This is a genomic window from Sorangium sp. So ce363 (genome assembly GCF_051520435.1).
Taxonomy (GTDB): domain Bacteria; phylum Myxococcota_A; class Polyangia; order Polyangiales; family Polyangiaceae; genus Sorangium; species Sorangium cellulosum_B.
In genome coordinates this window covers 6790001-6807976 of sequence record NZ_CP150333.1, presented here as the reverse complement: position 1 = coordinate 6807976, position 17976 = coordinate 6790001, and the positions used below count along the sequence as shown (strand labels likewise).

Sequence of the window (17976 nt, the reverse complement as noted above, 5' to 3'; positions counted from 1 at the left end):
TGTGCGTGCGCGCACACTCGTGCTGTGACGCGCGGGGCGCGGATGCCGGTGTGAATGTTAAGGCTACGATCAAAGTCTCCTCGTGTATCATCGTCTGTCGGTCGCTTCGGGCGCGAGATCACGGCGCGAGCGAGGGTGGGTTGACATGTGGAATCGACGATCGCTTGAACGATGGTCGCTCGCTGTCGCGACCGGGGCTATTGTCTCTGCCTCCGGCTCCGGGCAGGCGCGCGCGGACGACGGCGCACCGCCTGGTGCGCCGGCCATGCAGACGCAATCCCTGCCTGCGCCGCAGGCTCCTCCGCCTCCGGGCTTCCACGGCGCCCCGCCCGCGGGCCCGAAGGTGCTCCCCTGGAGGGAGGGCGAGCCGGTGCCTCCCGGCTATCATCCGGAGACGCGCGTCCGCAAGGGGCTCGTGATCAGCGGCGCGATCGTCTTCGGAACCGTCTACCTGTTCACCGCGATCGGCGGCGGCGACGCGGTGTACCGCGGCTCCCCGGGGTATGCGGCGCTGTTCGTGCCGTGCGCGGGCCCCTTCATCACGCTGGCCACGACCCGGCAGGACGACCTAGAGACCATGGCGCTCGTCCTCGACGGGCTCGTCCAGATCACGGGAGCCGCCCTGCTCGTGCCAGGCCTCCTCGTGCCGCGAAGTGTGCTGGTCCGCGACGACGTCAGCCAGCCGCTCGTGCTCCCGGCGCCGATGGCGCTCGGACCGAGCAGCGTCGGCCTCGGCGTCGTCGGTCGATTCTGATCGAGCGACCTATCCGGGAAGCCGGGAGGTATCCCTCGGCAGTCCGTCGACCCGCCGGAACTGAGTCGCGCCTGACAGATCCCTCATTATGTCGGAAAATTGAACAGGGAGGCGGGGAGACAGGGAGGAAAATCCCAGTGTTCTCCCCGTCTCCCTGTGAATTCTTCTAGAAAACTCGACGGATCTTCAGGAGTCAAGCCGCGGGCGCCCGCGGGCCCCGCTTCAGGGCTTGTCGAACTCGGGGATGAGCTTGCCGATCTGGCGAATGCTGCCCATGACCTGCTCGTGCGACAGGCGCCCGACCTGCTGGAAGGACAGCAGGCGATCGATGCCGAGGTCCTGGTAGAACTTGATCTTCTGCCGGCACGTCTCCGGGCTGCCGACGATGAGCGAGTTCTGCTCCTTCAGGGCGTCGAACACCTCCTCGTTCGGGACCTCTTCGTTCTGCATGATGCGGGCGAGGACCGCGTTGGCCTTGGTCTCGGCCGGCGTCTTCCCCGCGCGGTCGCGCAGGAGCTGGCCCACGAGGCCGCCGCCCGCCGGGTCCTTGGCCAGCGCCTGCTCCTCGGCGTGGGTCCGCAGGAAGTGCTCCTTCGCCTCGAAGAACGTGAAGGACCCGTTCGTGTACCACGCGGCCGCGGAGGCGGCGCCGTTCTCCATGGCCTGCTGGTCCGTCTCGGCGCAGTGAGCGAACGTGAAGAACCCGACCTGGTTGTTGATGAACGCGCCGACGGGCCGCTCACACCGGCGGATGGCCTCGCGGTAGATGCCGATCCACTCCTTCACCTGGTCGGGCGGCGCCCACAGCGTGACGCCGAGCGCGCCGACCCCGTTGCGCCCGGCCTGCTCGAACGAGGCCAGGCTCGAGCAGGCCTGCCAGAGGGGCGGGTGGGGCTTCTGGTACGGCTTCGGGATGATGGGGACGTTGTTGATCTCGGCGTCCTCGCTCTTCCAGGAGAACCGCTCCTGCGTCCACATCTTCGGGATCATCTCGAACGCCTGCTGCATCTGATCGCGCGTCCGGTCCGGAGGGATGTTGAACGTGCGCCACTCCGGGATGGTCGAGCGGGCCAGGCCGAGCTCCAGGCGCCCGCCGCTCAGGTGATCGAGCATCGCCGCGCGCTCGGCGACGCGGATGGGGTGGTTGAACCGGAACGGCGACAGCACCGAGGAGTGCCCGAGCCGAATCGACGTCGTGTGCTGCGAGATCGCCGCGAGCATCACCTCCGGCGCCGACGAGTAGCTGAACTCCTCGGCCGTATGGTGCTCGACCTGCCACCAGCAGCCGTACCCGAGCCGATCGGCGAGCTTCGCCTGCTCGAGGGTGTTCATGATGACCCTGTGCTCGTGGTCCTCCGACCACGGACGGGGACTCTGCATCTCTGTGAACAGGTCGATCTTCATTACTTCCTCCCTCGCGGTTGCTGCGCGCCAAGCATCGATCCGTCACGTACAAAACGGCAATGTGTGGTTTGCCGCACATCGATGTACATGTCGATGGATCGCCCGAGTCGGGCGCTCAGAGGCTGTGATGTGCGTGTGGACCGTCGCGGGAGACCTCCCGCGGAGGGCTTCTCGGGCGCCGGCGGTCCTGGCCCCGGGGCGCTCCGGAGGGCGCGCGCCGTCGCCACGTCTTCGCCACAACCTCTCCGCGTCTGTTCCTCGTCGGGCGCGCGGGTGCGCCTCACCCGGGGGGTACGCCCAGGGAGGTCTGCGGCGGCCGTGACCAGGCCGCGCAGCGCTCACCCCGATGGAGGTCCTTGTGCAGGCGCAAGCTACCTGTCTCCCCGTAACGTCATCGCCCGAGGCCGGCACGGACGCCGGCGCAAAAGATCCCGCGGAGCGTCGAGACGACGCCCCCGCGGCCCCTGTGCCCGGCACCGCCGCGGAGCCCACCGCAGGCGCCGGACACCGCAGCTGGACGGCTGCCCTCCTCGCGGAGCGGCCTTCGGTCTCGCTCCGCGAGGAGCTGTCCCGGTTCGGCGTCGGCGTCGGCCTCGCGGCGCTGTACGGCCTCTCGCTCGGCGCGCGGCAGGGCGGCGTGTCGTTCGTCCGCCACGCGGCCGGCGTCCCTGCGGCGATGATCGCCGTTGCGTGCGTCGGCGTGCCGGCGCTCACGATCGTGCTGACGCTCTTCGACGCGCCGCTCGACCCGCCGCGCGCGCTCTCGGCGACGGCGCGCGCCGCGGCCGCGACGGGCCTCGTGCTCGGCGGCCTCGCGCCCGCCTCGGCGCTCTTCGTCGTGACGAGCGGGGCGGACGCGACCGCGGCCCTCATGGGGCTGCTCGGCCTCGCGGTGGGCGGCGCCGTCGGCATCTGCATCCTGCTGCGTGACCTCGGCGCGGTGCTCCAGCGCGAGGGCGGTCTCGCCGGCGTGTCCCGGTCGACCGCGGCGCTCGTCGTGTTCGCGGGGTTCGCCGTGGTGCTCGCGCTGCGCGTGTGGTGGGGGATGCTCCCGATCCTGAAGGGGGGTGCCTCGTGAGCGCCTCCGTCGTGAGCCGTCTCCTCAGGGCGCCCTCCGAGGTGGCCGCGAGCTGCCGTGAGGACAGGGACATCCGCGCCATCGCGCTCGCGTCGCTCGGCGCGATTGCCCTCGGCTCGGCCGTGTTTGGCGGCGTGATCGGGAGCTTCCGCGGCAGCGAGCAGATCGTCTTTGCGGCCGTCAAGGTGCCGCTGGCGATGCTGATCACGCTCGCGCTCTCGGTCCCGGCGCTCCACGCGTTCTCGGCCGTGCTCGGGCGCCCGTGGCCCATGCGGTCCGTCATCGCGCTCGCCCTCGCGTCGGCGGGCCGCTCGTCGCTGGTGCTGCTCGCGTTCGCGCCCGTGCTCTGGCTGGCCATCGACGTGGGGCTCGGCTACCACGCGTCGTCGGTCGCGGCCTGGCTCGCCTACGCCGTCGCGGGCCTCGCGGCGCTCGGCGTGCTCGTGCGGGGCATCGGCGCGGGTCCGGGCCGCTGGCTCACCGCGGTCGCCTTCATGGCCGTCTTCTTCGCCGTCGGCGGTCAAGCCGCATGGATCCTCCGGCCCTACCTCGGGCGGCCGAGCGAGAAGGACGTCCCGTTCCTGCGCGCCCGCGAGGGGAGCTTCTCCGACGCGCTCGTCACGAGCTTCCGCTCCGCGCTCATCTACGACGACGATCTGCGCTCGCACGACGGGCTGCGCCCGTGGGAGCGACCCTCGCGCGATGGCGTGGCTCCGGTCGATGACCCGCCGGCGGACGGCGCGACCGTACGGGAGGTCCCGCCGGCGGACGGCGCGGGCCTGGACGGCCTCGATCGGGGCGCCGAGCGCGGCGACCGGGTGAAGGAGGCGCAATGAGCCTCCGCGATCTCGCGGTGCTGTACCTGATCGCCGGGCTCGCGTGCGCCGTGGCGGTGTACCGCGCCTCATCCGAGGGGCGCCGCCGCGCCGCCCTCTCCGCGGCGCTCTGCGTGCCGCTCTGGCCCATCTGGGCGCCCGTCGCGCTCACGGCGGGCCGCGGGGAGGGTGGCGGGCGCGCGGGCGGCGCCGCGGGCGAAGCCGCCGCGCGCGTCCAGGGCGCGCTGCGCGAGGGGGTCAGCGCGTGCGCTGGCACCTCGTTCGAGGCGCTCCTGTCGCGCGAGGCGGCCTCGCGGATCGAGGCCGAGGTGGCGCGCGCCGCCGCCCGCCACGCGGAGCTCGACGCGCTGCTGCGCCAGAGCGGCTTCGACGAGGGCGCCGCCGCGGCGCGCGTCGCGGAGATCGAGCGGGGCGGCGGCGGCGCGGGCGCGCGGTCGCTGGCGACGGCGCACCTCCACCTCGAGAACATCCGGCGCCTGCGGGCGATGCGCGACCGCGACGCCCGCGCCCTCGACGAGCTCGCGGATCTCGTCCAGGCGCTGCGCACGCAGCTCGTGCTGGCGCGCTTCGCCGGATCCTCGGTCGAGGGCGTCGGTGGTATCGTGTCCGAGGTCTGGGCGCGCGTGGAGGGCCTCGGCGCGGCGATCGACGCGCACGACGCCGGAACAGAGGGACCGATCGCGACGTGAGCAAGCACATCCTGGTCGTCGACGATGAGGCGCGCATCCGCGAGGTGCTGCTCTACGCCCTGCAAAAGGAGGGGTACGCCGTGACGGCGGTGGCCGACGGGCGCGCCGCCGTCGAGGCGGCGGGGGCGGGCACGGTGGACCTCGTGGTGCTGGACGTGATGCTCCCCGAGCTCGACGGCCTCGAGGTGTGCCGGCGGCTGCGCGCCGGGAGCAGGACGCCGATCCTGTTCCTGTCGGCGCGCGCCGACGAGGTCGACCGGATCGTCGGCCTGGAGCTCGGCGGCGACGACTACCTCACGAAGCCGTTCTCGCCGCGCGAGCTCGTGGCGCGGGTGCGCGCGCTGCTCCGGCGGACCGAGGCGCCGCCGCCCGCGCCGGCGGAGGCGCGCGCCGCGGTCCTCCGCCACGGCCCGATCGAGGTCGACACCGAGCGTCACGAGGCGCGGTACCTCGGCCAGCCGGTGTCGCTCACGGCGACAGAGCTCGGCGTGCTCGGCGCGCTGCTGGAGCGGCCCGGGGTGGTGCTCTCGCGCGGGCAGCTCATGCAGCGCGCCTACCGCTACGACAACCTGATCACGGAGCGCACCATCGACACGCACGTTCGCCGGATTCGCGCGAAATTCCGCGTACTTGGCGGCGATCCGATCGCGACCGTCCACGGCGTCGGCTACAAGCTGCAGGGGGCGTAGCCGGGCCGCGATGCCGGGCCCCACGATGATCGAGCGCCTGCGCTGGGAGCTCGGCCGGATCCGCGTCCGGCTGCTGGTCGTGAACCTGGTGGTGCTGCTCGTGCCTGTGGCGGGGCTCGAGTTCGCGCGCCTCTACGAGCGGCAGCTGCTCGGCTCGCTGGAGCGCGACATGGCGAACCAGGCGGTCCTGGTCGCCGCGATGCTCGCGTCGGATCTCGATCGAGGGATCGAGCTCGACGCGCCCGAGCACGGCGACATCTTGACCCAGGCCGCGAGGCTCACGCGCACGCGCGTCCGGATCCTCGACAGGGCGGGCGCTGTCGTCGCCGACTCGCACGAGAACGGCCCGCCCGAGGGGCCCGAGCCAGCGGCCCCCGCGCTCATGCCGACGCGCGGCCATCGCCCGAGCTCGGCGGACTTCCGGGAGCTCGCCGACAACGTGCGGCCGATCGGAAAGGGCGCGCGCGAGGGCTGGTCCGAGGTCCCGGATCGTCCGGAGGTGCGCGAGGCGCTCGCCGGGCGCCGCGCGGCGCGGACGCGTGTCCGGCAGCAGGAGCTGGCGGTCTTCCTGTTCCTGGCCGAGCCGATCCGGCGGGGCGGCGAGGTGCTCGGCGCGGTGTACGTTGTCCGCTCGACGCAGCCGGTGCTGGTCGAGCTGCACCGGATCCGCTCCGGGCTCATCCGGGTCCTCGTGGTCGCGAGCGTGTTCACGGGCCTCGTCACGCTGGCGCTCGCGTGGTCGATCTCGAGGCCGCTCGGCAAGCTGTCGCGCGCGGCGAAGCGCATCGCGGCCGGCGAGCGCGACGTCGTGGTGCCCGTGTCCGGGAGCGGCGAGATCCGCGAGCTCGGCGAGTCGTTCGCCGCGATGAACGAGCGGCTGGGGGCGCGGCTGCGCTACATCTCGGATTTTGCGGCCGATGTGGCACACGAGTTCAAGTCGCCGCTGACGTCGATCCGGGGCGCCGCCGAGCTGCTCGACGAGGGGGCGGCGGACGATCTCGAGGCGCGGCGGCGCTTTCTGCGGAACATCGAGCTCGACGTGGCGCGGCTCGACCGGCTCGTGTCGAGGCTGCTGGAGCTGAGCCGGATCGAGGCCTCGAGCGAGGCGATGACGGTGCTCGATCTGGAGGCGCTCGTGGCGCGCGTTGTGGAGCGGCGCGCGAGCCCGGGGCAGCCGGTGGAGCTGCGGTACGAGATGCGGACACGGCTGCTCCGGGCGCGGCAGACGGACCTGGAGACGGCGCTCTTGAACCTCGTCGACAACGCGGTGAAGTTCTCGCCGTCGGGACAGGCGGTGGTGGTGACCGTGGAGGGCGGGGAAGGGCGGGAAGGGGAGAGGACGGCGAGGATCTCGGTGCGCGACCGGGGGCCGGGGGTGCCGCCGCAGCACCTGCCGAGGATTTTCGATCGGTTCTTCACGACGGACGAGGGCCGCGACGGGACGGGGCTGGGACTGGCGATCGTGAAGAGCGTCGTCGAGGCGCACGGCGGGGCGGTGACCGTGGAGAGCGCGCCGGGGGAGGGGGCGAGCTTCGTGGTGGAGCTGCCGGTGCGGCAGTGAGGAGGGGGCGGGGAGGGTTCCCCGTGCGGCTCGATGTACCGGTCAGGGCGCTCGACGCTTTTCGTCGAGGGTCGCCTGGAGCAGAAGGAGCATCGCCCGATCCTTGGGCCTGGTCAGCTTCGCCTTGACCTCGATCAACCGTTCCAGCGACAAAACGCGGACGCGTACGCCGACTACCTCGAGCACCGTCGAGTCGGGCAGGAGATCGTCATAGGACGTCGACTCCTCGATCGTCGCCAGCACGTCGAGCAGACCGTGCTTCGTCTGGAGCAGCTTGTGCCCCGCCGAGCGCAGGTGCGACTCGTTCGGGACGAGGCGTCGTGGGTCGGTGCGGAAGACGGCTTCCAGGTCTGCCAGGGCCGCCATGAGCCGGACGATGTTCTCCTCGGAGCGTGAGTACACGATATCGATGTCGAGGGTGTTCACTGGGGCGCCCTGCAGCGCCGCAGCCATGCCGCCCACGACGATGAACTCGACGTCGTGGTGTACCAGCGCGTGCAGGACGTCAGCGAGCGCCATCGGATGGTTCGCGCACGCTCATGACCAGATCGATCGCCCCCTGCACCTGCGCCAGTCGCTCCGTGGGAGACAGGCTGAGCATCCAGCGGACGAGGGAGCGGTCCACCCCGTTCTCGTCGTAGGGGCTGTCGTCCCGCTCCTCGGCGGGAGGGTCCAGAGGCTCGGGCATGCTCGGAGCCTAGCATGCGGGGGCCGGCAAGCCGGGGTGCTGGACCCCCTCCGGACGGCAATGCAGAGCGCCCACGGGGGCGCCGGACCCCTCCGGATCCCAACGCCGAGCGGCCGCTGGCAGACCGCCCATCGCCTCGGACGTTGAGGCCCGACCCAGGTTGAGGCCCCGCCATCGCCGCGCCCCGCCACCCACCGAGGTTGAGGTTTCGAGGCGCAACCAGGACCGCTAGGACATCGGGTGTGCTATCTGGCGCGCGCGTTCAGAGCCCGTTTATAGGCTCATCTCGGCAGTGGCCTAACCCTCCGATTAGGCCACCTTGCGCCCCTTCCTGGACCGGCGTGCGGCGCGATCGAGCGCATGAAAGGGTTTCCCAGAGAGAGCCCGCCACCACGACAACTTCCTCTTCTGCTCGCGCCTCTCCGCCCGTTTGCGGCGCTTCTCCCGCTTCCGCTCCTCCGGCCGCATTCTTTGGGGGGCCTCTGGTCGGGCGCTTGTGTTGTTGGGTCGAATCGGTCCGCGAGGAGGTGCTCCCACGCGGTGGGGTACGTGGCGTCATTTTCTTCCGGCATGCGCCCTCTTACACCGAGTGCATGGGGCAACTCGGTCGCACCCAGCCGGCGCCCCGGTGCCACATCTTGCACACATAGACCGCTTGAAGGTGTCCTGGTGGCAGAACGAGGACGAGTGGACGTTGCGTGTCTGGCTGCACGACGGGATCAGCCGTCAAGGTCGCCTTGGCTGGTTGCTCAAAATTGAGCATTACCCAACGCAGAGCGCCCGCGGGGGTGCCGGACCCCTCCGGATCGCAACGCAGTGCGGCTGCTGGCCGACCGCCCATCGCCTCGGGCGTCGACGTCCGATCCAGGTTGAGGCACCGCCGCCGCCCACCGAGGTTGAGGTTCCGGCGCCACCGCCGCCGCCCACCGAGGTTGAGGTTCCGGCGCCGCCCGCGCGGCAACGATCGCGCGCCGAGCTGGCTTGCCCACCCCCTCGCCTCACCGAGCGCGCGCGGCGCCCTCCTCGACCGCCACGCCGGCGCGTCGACGTCTCGCGCGACGTTGCCAGGTCGCGATCGCTTCGCTATCTTCTTGCTCGCCGAAAGAGGTAGGCCGGTTCAGGCGAGCCCCGGCCACTCCCATGACGGGAGCCCATGTCCCCTCCACCACGGAGTGAGGTCCCACGGCACCTGGACGCACGTGCGTCCTCCGTGGAGGCTCCCATGCAGCTCAATCACATCGATCTCCAGGTCCCCGACGTCCTCGAAACGGCCGCGTTCTTCGAGCGGCACTTCCAGTTCGAGGTCCACGGCAACCGGCACTCGCCGGCGATCGCCATCCTCACGGGGCCCGGCGACTTCACGCTCGTCCTGCAGCGGCGGCGCGAGACGGACGGCCCTTATCCGGAGGGCTTCCACATCGGCTTCATCGTCGGCGACGTGGCCACCGTGTACGACAAGCACGCGGCGATCGTCGCGGCGGGCGTCGACAGCGGCCCCGTGAGCGAGAACGGCCGCGGCGTGATGTTCTATTTCAAGGCGCCCGGCGACATCCTCATCGAGGTGAGCTGCCGGCGCCGCCCGCTCCCCGCGGTACGCACCGACGCTTGACGGCGACGCGCCGCCGGGACGCGCAGAGATCGAGGCATCGCGCCGGCACGAACAGGCGCTCGCGAGGAGGTTGACCCCCCGAGCTCGACCCCCAGGCGGAGCTTCCGACCGAGGTTGAGGTCCCTATCAACTGAATCGGTTCAGTTTTCCTGCGCCTCCGTGCTATGGCCGGTCGTGGTTTCCACCACGCGGCCTGACGATCGACGCTCCGGGCCGCGCGATCACCCGGCCCGCTCGTGCAGCGGCAAGGAGCCAACATGCGACAATCTTCGTTCTTGAGCCTCGGTTCGTCAGGCACTCTCGCTCTCCTCCTCGCGGCGTTCGGATGCGACTCGTCGGACGGGTCGTCCTCTGGCGCCGGCGGTCACGGCGCCGGCGGTCAGGGCGCGACGAGCAGCGCGAGCGGCTCCGGCGGCGCCGGCGGTCAGGGCGCGACGGGCAGCGCGAGCGGCACCGGCGGCGCGGCGGGCACCGGCGGCGCCGGCGAAGGGGGCGGCGGCGCGGCAGGCACCGGCGGCGCTGGCGAAGGGGGCGGCGGCGCGCCGCCGGCGCCGCTCTGGGACTGGAGCGGCATCGTCGGCACGGGACAGAGCCTCTCGGTCGGCGCGGAGGGCACGCCGCCCCGCACCACCACGCAGCGCTTTCACAACCTCAAGCTGTCCCTCGGGAACGCGAGCGTGCCCCCCTTCGATGCGGCGAGCACGGCCCTCTCCCTGGTGCCGCTCGTCGAGCCGATCCGCGGGTTTGCGACGACCTACCCCAGCGCTTACCCGAAGAACATCTATGGCGAGACGCCGCACACGGCCATGGCCGACCAGATCTCGTCCCTCGCGGAGGCATCCGCCGGCGGCGACCACGTCACGGTGCACACCGTCGTCGGGGAGAGCGGGCAGCCGATGAGCGTCCTCCGGAAGGGCGCCACCCAGACGGCCACGGGCGACACATCGATGGGCCGCGCCTACGCGGCGACGCTGTTCGAGGCGGAGGCCATCGCGCGCCTCGCCAGGGAGGCCGGCAAGACGTACGGCGTCGGCGCCATCGTGATCACGCACGGCGAGTCCGACGCCGGCAGCGCGACCTACGAGGATGAACTCGTAAAGCTGTGGTCCGACTACAACCAGGATCTCCTCCGGATCACCGGCCAGTCGCGGAGCATCCCCCTGCTCGTGTCCCAGCAGAACTCGGTGCACACCGACGCCGGCACGCGGTCGACGTCGACGCAGGCGCAGTGGCGCGTGGGCGTCGATCACCCGGGCGATATCGTCTGCTCGGGTCCGAAGTACCAGTATCCGTATGCGAACGATCACATCCACCTGAACGCGAATGGCTACCAGCAGCTCGGCGAGAAATTCGGCCAGATCTACTTCGAGAAGGTCGTCCTCGGGAAGGACTGGCAGCCGCTCCAGCCGACGCGCGTCGAGCGCAGCGGCGACGTCGTCACCGTGCACTTCCATGTCCCTGTGCCGCCGCTCGCCTGGGACAGCGCGCTGCCGTCTCCCCACCAGACCGCGTTCACGGAGTGGGCGCAGGGCCGCGGCTTCGAGCTCTGGAGCGGCAACTCCCGGATCCCGATCAGCGGCGTGGAGATCTCCGGCGATTCGGTGCAGATCACCGCGCGGAACCTCCCCGCGTCCGGCGTGATGGTCGGCTATGCGATGACGACCGACGGGACGTCGATGACGGGCGGCACGATCCGCTGGGGTCAGCTGCGCGACTCCGATCCTTTCGTCGGCTCGACGACGGGCAAGGCGCAGCCGAACTACAGCGTGGCGTTCGAGATGAACGTCCCCTGACGGGCCGCTCCGGCGCGGCGTTCCGATCGGAGAGCCTGCGGGCGGCGGTCCGCAGGCGCCTCTCCGCGCGCTTGACAAGACAGACCTGTCTGTCTAGAACAGCGTCGTGCGGGACGCCAGGCGCCACATCCTCGAGGTCGCGGAGCGCCTCTTCTACGCCGAGGGGTATCGCGCCGTCGGCGTCGATCGTTTGATCGCCGAGGCGGACGTCGCCAAGGCCACCTTCTACCGCCACTTTCCGACGAAGGACGACCTGCTCGTGGCGGTGCTGGACGCGCGCGACGCGCGCTTTCGCGAGTGGCTGGCCGGGCGAGTCGAGGCGGTCGCGGACGATCCGCGGGACCGGCCGCTCGCGGTCTTCGACGCGCTCGCCGAGCTGTTCGCCGCGGACGACTTTCGCGGCTGTGCGTTCCTCAACACGATGGTCGAGGTCGCGAGCCGGAGCCACCCAGCGCACGAGGCCGCGCAGCGCCACAAGCAGCGGCTCATCGACTATTTCGAGCGGCTCTTGCGCGAGGCCGGCGTGCCTTCGGCCAGCGCGCTGGCGCCGCAGATCCTGCTGCTGATCGACGGCGCGATCGTGACCGCCGTCCGCGAGGGGGGACCGGGCGCCGCCGCGCGCGCGCGGTCCCTCGCCGAGAACCTCATTGCAACAGCGCGGCCAGGAAGGCGACGACGATGAACCGCATCACGGGTGTCCCGAGCAGGTGGAATGGACGTGCCGAGCAGCTCCCGCAGCCCGCCGGGGCCGAGCCCGGCGCAGGCGCGCCCTCGATGGGTCGCCCGCGCAGGCCGCGGGCGCCCGTGGGCTCGGTGGTCGCCGCGCTGCTCGCGCTCTCCCTGACGGCCTGTGCTTCGCCGGACCGCGGCGGAGCCAGCGCGCCGCCGGCCGGCGCGGCCGCCGCGATCGCGCCGCCGGCCGGCGAAGCCGCCGCGGCCGAGGCCTCGAGCGGGCGCCTCCAGTGGCGCGGCGGCCCGACGGCGATCCTCGAGCGCGACGGCCTCCGGCTGCTCACCGATCCCGTCCTTGGCCCGCGCGGCCCAGCGGCGTTCGTGCTCCCCAAACACCCGTCGACCGGCGTCGAGAACGCGCCGGTCGCCCGCTATACCGATCCTCCGGCGGAGCCGCTCGGGCACCTCGACGTCATCCTCCTCAGCCACAACCATGCTGACCATTTCGACGCCGTCGCGAGGGAGACACTCCCGAAGGACGTCACCTTCGTCCTCCCTCCCGACGCGGTCGGCGCGGCGCGCGCCGCCGGATTCACGAAGCTGACGCCGCTCGATTGGGACAACGAGGCCGTGCTCCCGACCCGCGCCGGCCGCCTGAGGATCCTCGCCGTCCCGGCGAACCACTCCCACGATGCGGCGCTCGACGCGACGCTCGGCAAGGGCAACGGCTATGTGCTCCGCTGGGAGGGCGCGGCGCCCTATTCGGTCTACTGGACCGGCGATTCGGTCTTCACCGAGCCGATGCGCGCGGTGGCGGCCCGCTTCGCGCCCATCGACCTCTGGCTCCCGCACCTCGGCGCGGTCGGCGTCGACGGCGCGCGCGGCCTCCGCACGATGGACGCGGAGGAGGCGGTCGCCGCCGCCGCGCTGCTCCGCGCCCGCCACGTGATCCCCATCCACCACACCACGTTCGCCCATTACCGCGAGCCCGTGACGGCGTTCACCCAGCGCGCCGCCTCGAAGAACCTGCCCGCGCAGGTCCACGTCCCGACGGACGGCGCGTGGATGCCCCTGCCGCGCTGAGCCTGCCACGGCGCCCCCGCCGCGCCGGCGCTGCGGCGTTCAGACCAGCCACTTCAGGAGGAAGAGGCCCACGGTGGCGGCGAAGCCGATGATCCAGACAGCGGTCCGGGCAGAGGCCTTGTCGCCGATGTACATGACCAGATAGAGAACGCGCGCGGCGACGTGGGTGACGGCGAGGATGGCGCTCCAGCGAGCGTCGGCGCCCGCGAGGTGGGCCGTGAAGACGGCGGCGGCGAAGGGCGCAAACCCCTCGAAGGCGTTCTGGTGGGCGGCGAGGGCGCGGCGCCCGACGCCGGTGAGCTTGGCCTGCTGGTCGCGCGGGTTGCGGTTGTCCAGGCCCTCGGGCTGCTGTGACTGCGCCCTGGCGACGAACAGGCGGGCCACGTAGATCAAGAGAAGTGAGATGAAGACGCACGTCAACGGAATGGTCATCGGATCCCTCTCGAGCGCACAGGCTCCTCGGAGCGTGGAGCGACTCTAACGAGCTCCCGCCGCCGGCGCGAGCGCCAAGCGTCGTGGCCGCTCCCACGGCGCCTGCACCGGAGCGGGCAGGGCGGTCCCGCGGGGCGGCGCGCTCGAGCGACGGACGCGCGCCGATGGCAGGACGGGAGCGGCCGGTCCGCGGTACGGCCCTGGGGAGCTTCGCGTGAAAAGGGGTTGCCGGGGATGGGAGATTCGAGGAAGGTTCGTTCAGGTGCACCTTGAGCGAAGATCCTGTCGTGTCGCGCCCGCCGCTGCCGCCCTTCACTGCAGAGACCGCCGCCCGGAAAGCGCGGCTGGCGGAGGACGCCTGGAACAGTCGGGATCCCGCGCGCGTGGCTCAGGCATACACGGTCGATAGCCGCTGGCGGAACCGGGCGGAGTTCTTCCAGGGGCGGGCGGCGATCGAGGCGTTTCTGCACCGCAAATGGCAGCGGGAGCTGGACTACCGCCTGATCAAGGAGGTCTGGGCGTTCACCGGGGACCGGATCGCGGTGCGCTTCGCCTATGAATGGCACGACGACAGCGGCAACTGGTACCGGTCCCATGGCAACGAGCAGTGGGAGTTCGATGCGCAGGGGCTGATGCGGCGGCGCGAGGCGAGCATCAATGACGTGCGGATCGCGGCGGAGGAGCGGAAGCTCCACTGGCCGCTCGGGCGGCGACCCGACGAGCATCCGGGGCTGAGCGAGCTCAGCTTGTAGCGATGCCGAGCGAGCTCATGTCCAGCTCTCCAGACAAGCCCGAGATCGCCACGGCCTACGATCGCTGGGCCGCGACGTACGATGACGATTTCAACCGGACCCGCGAGCTGGCGGCCGAGGTCCTCCGGCAGCGCGGCCTGGCGCTGGCTGGCCGGGACGTGCTCGAGATCGGCTGCGGCACCGGGCGCAACACGCAGTGGCTCGACGAGCACGCGAGGAGCGTCCTCGCGCTGGATTTCTCCGAGGGGATGTTGCGTCGCGCGAGGGCCCGCGTGTCTTCTCCCCGCGTCCGGTTCGTACAGCACGACATCCGCGATTCCTGGCCTCTTGCGGAGGGCTCGTCGGACGTCGTGATTGCCATGCTCGTGCTGGAGCACATCGAGCACATCGACGCGGTCTTCGCCGAGGCTGCCCGCGCCTTGCGCGCGGGAGGAGAGCTCTTCCTGTGCGAGCTGCACCCCGTGCGACAGATGCGCGGGGGGCAGGCCAATTTCGTCAACCCGGAGACCGGCCAGCCGGAGCGTGTGACCGCGTTCCTGCATGACGTGTCACAGTACGTGAACGGCGGCCTGGGGGCCGGGTTCGAGCTCGTTCACCTGGGCGAGTGGCGCGACGCGGAGGCCGCCAGGAGCGACCCGCCGCGGCTCCTGTCCGTGCAGCTCAGGCGCACGGCACGCCATCCGCCTGAAGCATGATCGACGTCCTCATCGACGGTTCCTGTTCTTTACCACGCTCGGCATCGAGGGCCACGGTCATGGACGTGATCGAAGGCGAGGTCGGGGACGGGCCTTATCTGTTCGGCGACTGGTTCACCGCGGCCGATGTGATGATCGGCTCGATGTTCATGTGGGCGCGCCTGTGGGGAAATGCGACGGGGCGGCCCAGGCTGGAGGCCTACGTGGATCGCTTGCAGGCGCGTCCGCACGCGATGAAGATGAAGTCATGAGCGAAGCGCCTGGCCGCGGCGCTCGAGGTGGACGAGGTTGACGACCTCGCCGCGCTCGGCGGCGCTGCGCCACGTCGCGCGCGGAGCGCGCCGCAGCGATCGCCGTTCGGGTGACGTGGATTGGGCCATCGGTCTATGATGGTCGCCATGAAGCTCTCGTCGCGCCGGCGCCGCCGTGTGCTCGCGTCCTCGTTCGTCATCACGGTGGCCGGCGGCGCGACGGCTTGTGGCACAGCCCAGCCGCCGCCCGATCCGCCGGAGCTGATCACCAACCCGCCGCGCCTGGATTCCCCGCTGACGTATTCGTCTGGCGTGGGGGATGCGGCCGCGTCCAGCGACGCCGGGACGGCGGAGACGCAGGACGCGGCGGCACCGGAGACGTCGCGGGACGCCGGAACGACGTCGGCGCCGGCCGCGTCCGGTGCATCCCATGGCGCAGGGGCGACGGCGGCGCAGGGCGAGGAGCGACCTCTTCCGCAGCCCGCGCAGGGGGGAAGGGTGGTCCGGGGTCCGGACGGCACGTGCAGGCAGTTTTTCCCGAACACCTGCCCGCCGCCTCAGCCCTCTCGCGACGGAGGCCCTCCCGTGGTCGTCATGTGCAACCCACCGCCGCCCCAGAGGGTCGCGTGCCCGCCGGAAGGCAGCCAGCCCTGACCGCAGGGCTGCCCTCTGGAGCGGACGATACGACTCCCGTAGATCCCGCCCTCCTCGATCGCGCTCTTGCGCTCTACGGGCTCGATCCGGCGACCTGCCGGCACATCGGCGGCTTCGAGAGCCACGTCTTCGAAGCACGGCGGGGCGACGGTACCTTCGTCCTGAAGCTCGGGGATCCCGGGCGCAGGTCCCTGGACGCGGTCGAGGCGGAGTGTGAATGGCTGGAGTACCTGACAGCCAATGGCGTCCGCGCCGCCCCGGCGATCCGGGCCGCTGACGGCAGCTACGCAGCGTTGCTCGGCGGGCCCGGCCAGGCCGTCTGCGTGCGCGCGTACGCGAAGGCGCCAGGCGCTCCGCTCTCTGCCGACGATCTGACGCCGGACGTGGCGACCGCCTGGGGGCGGCTCCTGGGGCGACTGCACGCCGCGACCAAGGTGTATGTTCCGCCGTCGGCGAGGCGGCGTCATGCGTGGCATGAGGACGGCGACTTCACCAGCGCGCGGGAGCTCTTGCCGGAGGACGAGCGCGACCCGATCGGCGGTCGGCTAGAGCGGCTCATCGCGGAGCTCCGGGCCTTGCCGACGGACCGCGACGCCTTCGGCCTGGTGCACACCGACGCCCACTTCGGGAACGTGCTCAAGGACGGCGGCGCGCTCACGCTGATCGATTTCGACGACTGCGCCTACGAGTGGTTCGCGAGCGATCTCGGGATCGTCCTCTTCTATGTCGCGATCGACCCGCTCGGCCCCGGGCGGCCGCCCGAGCTCCTCCGGATGTTCCGCGACAGGTTCCTGGACGGCTACGCCCGGGAGAACGCGCTCTCCGCGCGGTGGCTGGCGGAGATGGATCGGTTCATGAAGCTGCGCGAGCTCGTGCTCTACACGGCGATCCGCCGGGTCAGCCGGCGCGAGGCGCCGGACGCCTGGTGTCGCGCTTACCTGGAGCGCCACAAGCCGCGCATCCTCGGCGATCAACCGGCGTGGCCGGAGGCTGGCTGAGAGCGCGTCGCTCAGCCGCCCTGTCGAGCTAACCCGCCGCCCGAGGGCGGTCGTGGCGCGAGCATCGGGTGCAGCTCGGCGATCCCGAGCCGCGCGCGCCCCGCGAACTCGTAGGCGTCGTCGGTCGCGGCGATGTGCTGCGTCGCCGCGTGGATGTCCCGGAAGCACCGCTGCAGCGGGCTCGCCGCGTAGAGCGCGCCCCCGCCGCCGGCCCGGTAGGCGAAGCCCGTGACCTCCGCGGCGACGTCGGTCACATACGTCTGGACGAGCCGGATCGCCGCCCAGTCCTCGATCGAGAGCGCCTCTCCAGCGCGCGCCTGGTCCCACATCCGCCCGAGCACGTCGAACGCATAGGCCCGCGCCGCCGCGAGCTTCGCCTCCGCGCGCCCGAGGTCCATGTGGAAGGCCGCGTGGCTGCCCAGCGCGAGCTGCGGCCAGGCCTTCACGCGGCGCGGGGCAATCGAGGCGATCTCGTCGAGCGCGCGCCGCCCGACGCCGAGCGCGAAGCCGACGTGACCGGCCGCGAGCAGGGCAAGCAACGGCAGCGAGACCAGCGCGCCGCCGCGCCGCTGAGGCGCCGCCGGGAAGGGGCACGTCCGCGCCTCGGGCACGAGCGCGCCCTCGATCCGGTAGTGGTCGCTCCCCGTGCCGCGCAGGCCGGCCACGTCCCACGTGTCCTCGATCACCACCTGCTCGCGCGGGACAGCGAGGCTTATCATCTCGGGCGGCCCCGCCGGAGGGGCCCCGCCCTCCGGGGCCACGATGGCGCAGGTGAACACCCACGACGCGTGCCGCACGCCGCTGCCGAAGGCCCAGCGGCCCTCGAGCACGTACCCCCCGGAGACGCGCCGCGCGAGGCCGGTCGGAATCTGGAGCCCCGCGAACGTCGGGAACGGCCCTGCGAACACCTGGCGGGCCCCCTCGTCCGGCAGGGTGCCCCCGGCGAGCGCGGCGAGCAGCGCGCTGATCATCAGCGACCACCCCGCCGACGCGTCCGCGCGCGCCATCGCCTCGAAGACCTCGACCTGCGTCAGCGGGTCGCTCTCGACGCCGCCGAGCGCGCGCGGCGCGGCCATCGCGAGCAGGCCGCTCGATTGCAGGGCGTCGACGACCGCGGGCGCGAGCGTGCGCAGCCGCTCGGACGCCTCGGCGTGGGCGGTGGCGACGCCGCGGACGCGCTCCACGGCGGTGAGGAGGCGTTCGCGCTCGGGGGATCGACGGGGCTCGGACATACGGGGCTCCTTTCCTGGATCAGGTGCAGCGCGCCGGCCACCGGCCGCCCGCGCGCCCGATGATGACACTGACAACATGGGGAAAGTTTCCACTGCCTACATTTTC

General features: G+C 71.8%; 20 protein-coding genes. 15 read left to right on the top strand and 5 right to left on the bottom strand.

From position 1 onward, the window contains the following. The first annotated feature begins 265 nt into the window (after window positions 1-265). Complete coding sequence (locus tag WMF12_RS25625; RefSeq protein ID WP_437849781.1) at window positions 266-754, top strand: hypothetical protein; 489 nt, start codon at window positions 266-268, stop codon at window positions 752-754. 222 nt (window positions 755-976) lie between these two features. On the opposite strand, the gene WMF12_RS25620 is transcribed toward WMF12_RS25625, so the two are convergent. Continuing rightward, window positions 977-2158 (bottom strand): LLM class flavin-dependent oxidoreductase, encoded by a 1182-nt coding sequence (locus WMF12_RS25620; RefSeq protein ID WP_437849779.1) that lies wholly within the window; start codon window positions 2156-2158, stop codon window positions 977-979. Between the two features lie 358 nt (window positions 2159-2516). Here WMF12_RS25620 and WMF12_RS25615 point away from each other — a divergent pair, with 358 nt between their 5' ends. From WMF12_RS25615 to WMF12_RS25595, 5 genes are read left to right on the top strand one after another with little or no spacing between them, the layout of a single operon-like run. Next, complete coding sequence (locus WMF12_RS25615) at window positions 2517-3236, top strand: hypothetical protein (protein ID WP_437849777.1); 720 nt, start codon at window positions 2517-2519, stop codon at window positions 3234-3236. After that, window positions 3233-4072 carry a hypothetical protein gene (locus WMF12_RS25610; protein ID WP_437849775.1) on the top strand — a complete coding sequence of 280 codons (840 nt, stop codon included), beginning with the start codon at window positions 3233-3235 and terminating at the stop codon, window positions 4070-4072. Before WMF12_RS25615 ends, WMF12_RS25610 begins: the two co-directional genes overlap by 4 nt. Further along, the gene (locus WMF12_RS25605; RefSeq protein WP_437849773.1) at window positions 4069-4761 is read left to right on the top strand and encodes a hypothetical protein; all 693 of its coding nucleotides are present in this window, start codon (window positions 4069-4071) and stop codon (window positions 4759-4761) included. The genes WMF12_RS25610 and WMF12_RS25605 overlap by 4 nt, the downstream gene beginning before the upstream one ends. Beyond that, entirely contained in the window at window positions 4758-5450 is a 693-nt protein-coding gene (locus tag WMF12_RS25600; protein ID WP_437849771.1) for a response regulator, read from the top strand. Before WMF12_RS25605 ends, WMF12_RS25600 begins: the two co-directional genes overlap by 4 nt. Window positions 5451-5460: 10 nt before the next feature. Then, the gene (locus WMF12_RS25595) at window positions 5461-7011 is read left to right on the top strand and encodes a sensor histidine kinase (RefSeq protein WP_437849769.1); all 1551 of its coding nucleotides are present in this window, start codon (window positions 5461-5463) and stop codon (window positions 7009-7011) included. Between the two features lie 42 nt (window positions 7012-7053). On the opposite strand, the gene WMF12_RS25590 is transcribed toward WMF12_RS25595, so the two are convergent. Continuing rightward, window positions 7054-7530, bottom strand: coding sequence for a nucleotidyltransferase domain-containing protein (locus WMF12_RS25590; protein WP_437849767.1), 477 nt, complete (start codon window positions 7528-7530; stop codon window positions 7054-7056). Beyond that, a complete protein-coding gene (locus WMF12_RS25585; RefSeq protein ID WP_437849765.1) occupies window positions 7517-7699 on the bottom strand; it encodes a hypothetical protein in 183 nt (60 codons plus the stop codon). Before WMF12_RS25585 ends, WMF12_RS25590 begins: the two co-directional genes overlap by 14 nt. Before the next feature lie 1222 nt (window positions 7700-8921). Between WMF12_RS25585 and WMF12_RS25580 the strand changes: the two genes are divergently transcribed. The 4 genes from WMF12_RS25580 to WMF12_RS25565 all read left to right on the top strand — a co-directional run bounded on the left by WMF12_RS25580 (window position 8922) and on the right by WMF12_RS25565 (window position 12856). Next, a complete protein-coding gene (locus WMF12_RS25580; protein WP_437849763.1) occupies window positions 8922-9308 on the top strand; it encodes a VOC family protein in 387 nt (128 codons plus the stop codon). Window positions 9309-9565: 257 nt separating this feature from the next. Then, window positions 9566-11101 (top strand): sialate O-acetylesterase, encoded by a 1536-nt coding sequence (locus WMF12_RS25575; protein WP_437849761.1) that lies wholly within the window; start codon window positions 9566-9568, stop codon window positions 11099-11101. 106 nt (window positions 11102-11207) lie between these two features. Beyond that, window positions 11208-11783, top strand: coding sequence for a TetR/AcrR family transcriptional regulator (locus WMF12_RS25570; protein WP_437739265.1), 576 nt, complete (start codon window positions 11208-11210; stop codon window positions 11781-11783). Then, a complete protein-coding gene (locus WMF12_RS25565) occupies window positions 11780-12856 on the top strand; it encodes an MBL fold metallo-hydrolase (protein ID WP_437849759.1) in 1077 nt (358 codons plus the stop codon). The genes WMF12_RS25570 and WMF12_RS25565 overlap by 4 nt, the downstream gene beginning before the upstream one ends. Window positions 12857-12895: 39 nt before the next feature. Here WMF12_RS25565 and WMF12_RS25560 read toward each other — a convergent pair whose 3' ends face one another. Beyond that, complete coding sequence (locus tag WMF12_RS25560) at window positions 12896-13288, bottom strand: MAPEG family protein (RefSeq protein WP_437849757.1); 393 nt, start codon at window positions 13286-13288, stop codon at window positions 12896-12898. Between the two features lie 287 nt (window positions 13289-13575). Between WMF12_RS25560 and WMF12_RS25555 the strand changes: the two genes are divergently transcribed. The 5 genes from WMF12_RS25555 (at window position 13576) to WMF12_RS25535 (ending at window position 16638) form a co-directional block, all read left to right on the top strand. Next, the gene (locus WMF12_RS25555) at window positions 13576-14040 is read left to right on the top strand and encodes a DUF1348 family protein (RefSeq protein ID WP_437849755.1); all 465 of its coding nucleotides are present in this window, start codon (window positions 13576-13578) and stop codon (window positions 14038-14040) included. A 17-nt stretch (window positions 14041-14057) separates the two neighbouring features. Beyond that, a complete protein-coding gene (locus WMF12_RS25550) occupies window positions 14058-14735 on the top strand; it encodes a class I SAM-dependent methyltransferase (protein ID WP_437849753.1) in 678 nt (225 codons plus the stop codon). Continuing rightward, window positions 14732-14986: a glutathione S-transferase family protein gene (locus tag WMF12_RS25545; protein ID WP_437849751.1), complete on the top strand. Its 255-nt coding sequence runs from the start codon at window positions 14732-14734 to the stop codon at window positions 14984-14986. The genes WMF12_RS25550 and WMF12_RS25545 overlap by 4 nt, the downstream gene beginning before the upstream one ends. 147 nt (window positions 14987-15133) lie before the next feature. Then, window positions 15134-15640, top strand: coding sequence for a hypothetical protein (locus WMF12_RS25540; RefSeq protein WP_437849749.1), 507 nt, complete (start codon window positions 15134-15136; stop codon window positions 15638-15640). Beyond that, window positions 15613-16638, top strand: a complete 1026-nt coding sequence (locus WMF12_RS25535) for a phosphotransferase enzyme family protein (RefSeq protein WP_437849748.1) — start codon at window positions 15613-15615, stop codon at window positions 16636-16638. The genes WMF12_RS25540 and WMF12_RS25535 overlap by 28 nt, the downstream gene beginning before the upstream one ends. Window positions 16639-16649: 11 nt before the next feature. On the opposite strand, the gene WMF12_RS25530 is transcribed toward WMF12_RS25535, so the two are convergent. Further along, entirely contained in the window at window positions 16650-17870 is a 1221-nt protein-coding gene (locus WMF12_RS25530; RefSeq protein ID WP_437849746.1) for an acyl-CoA dehydrogenase family protein, read from the bottom strand. Window positions 17871-17976: the final 106 nt, after the last annotated feature.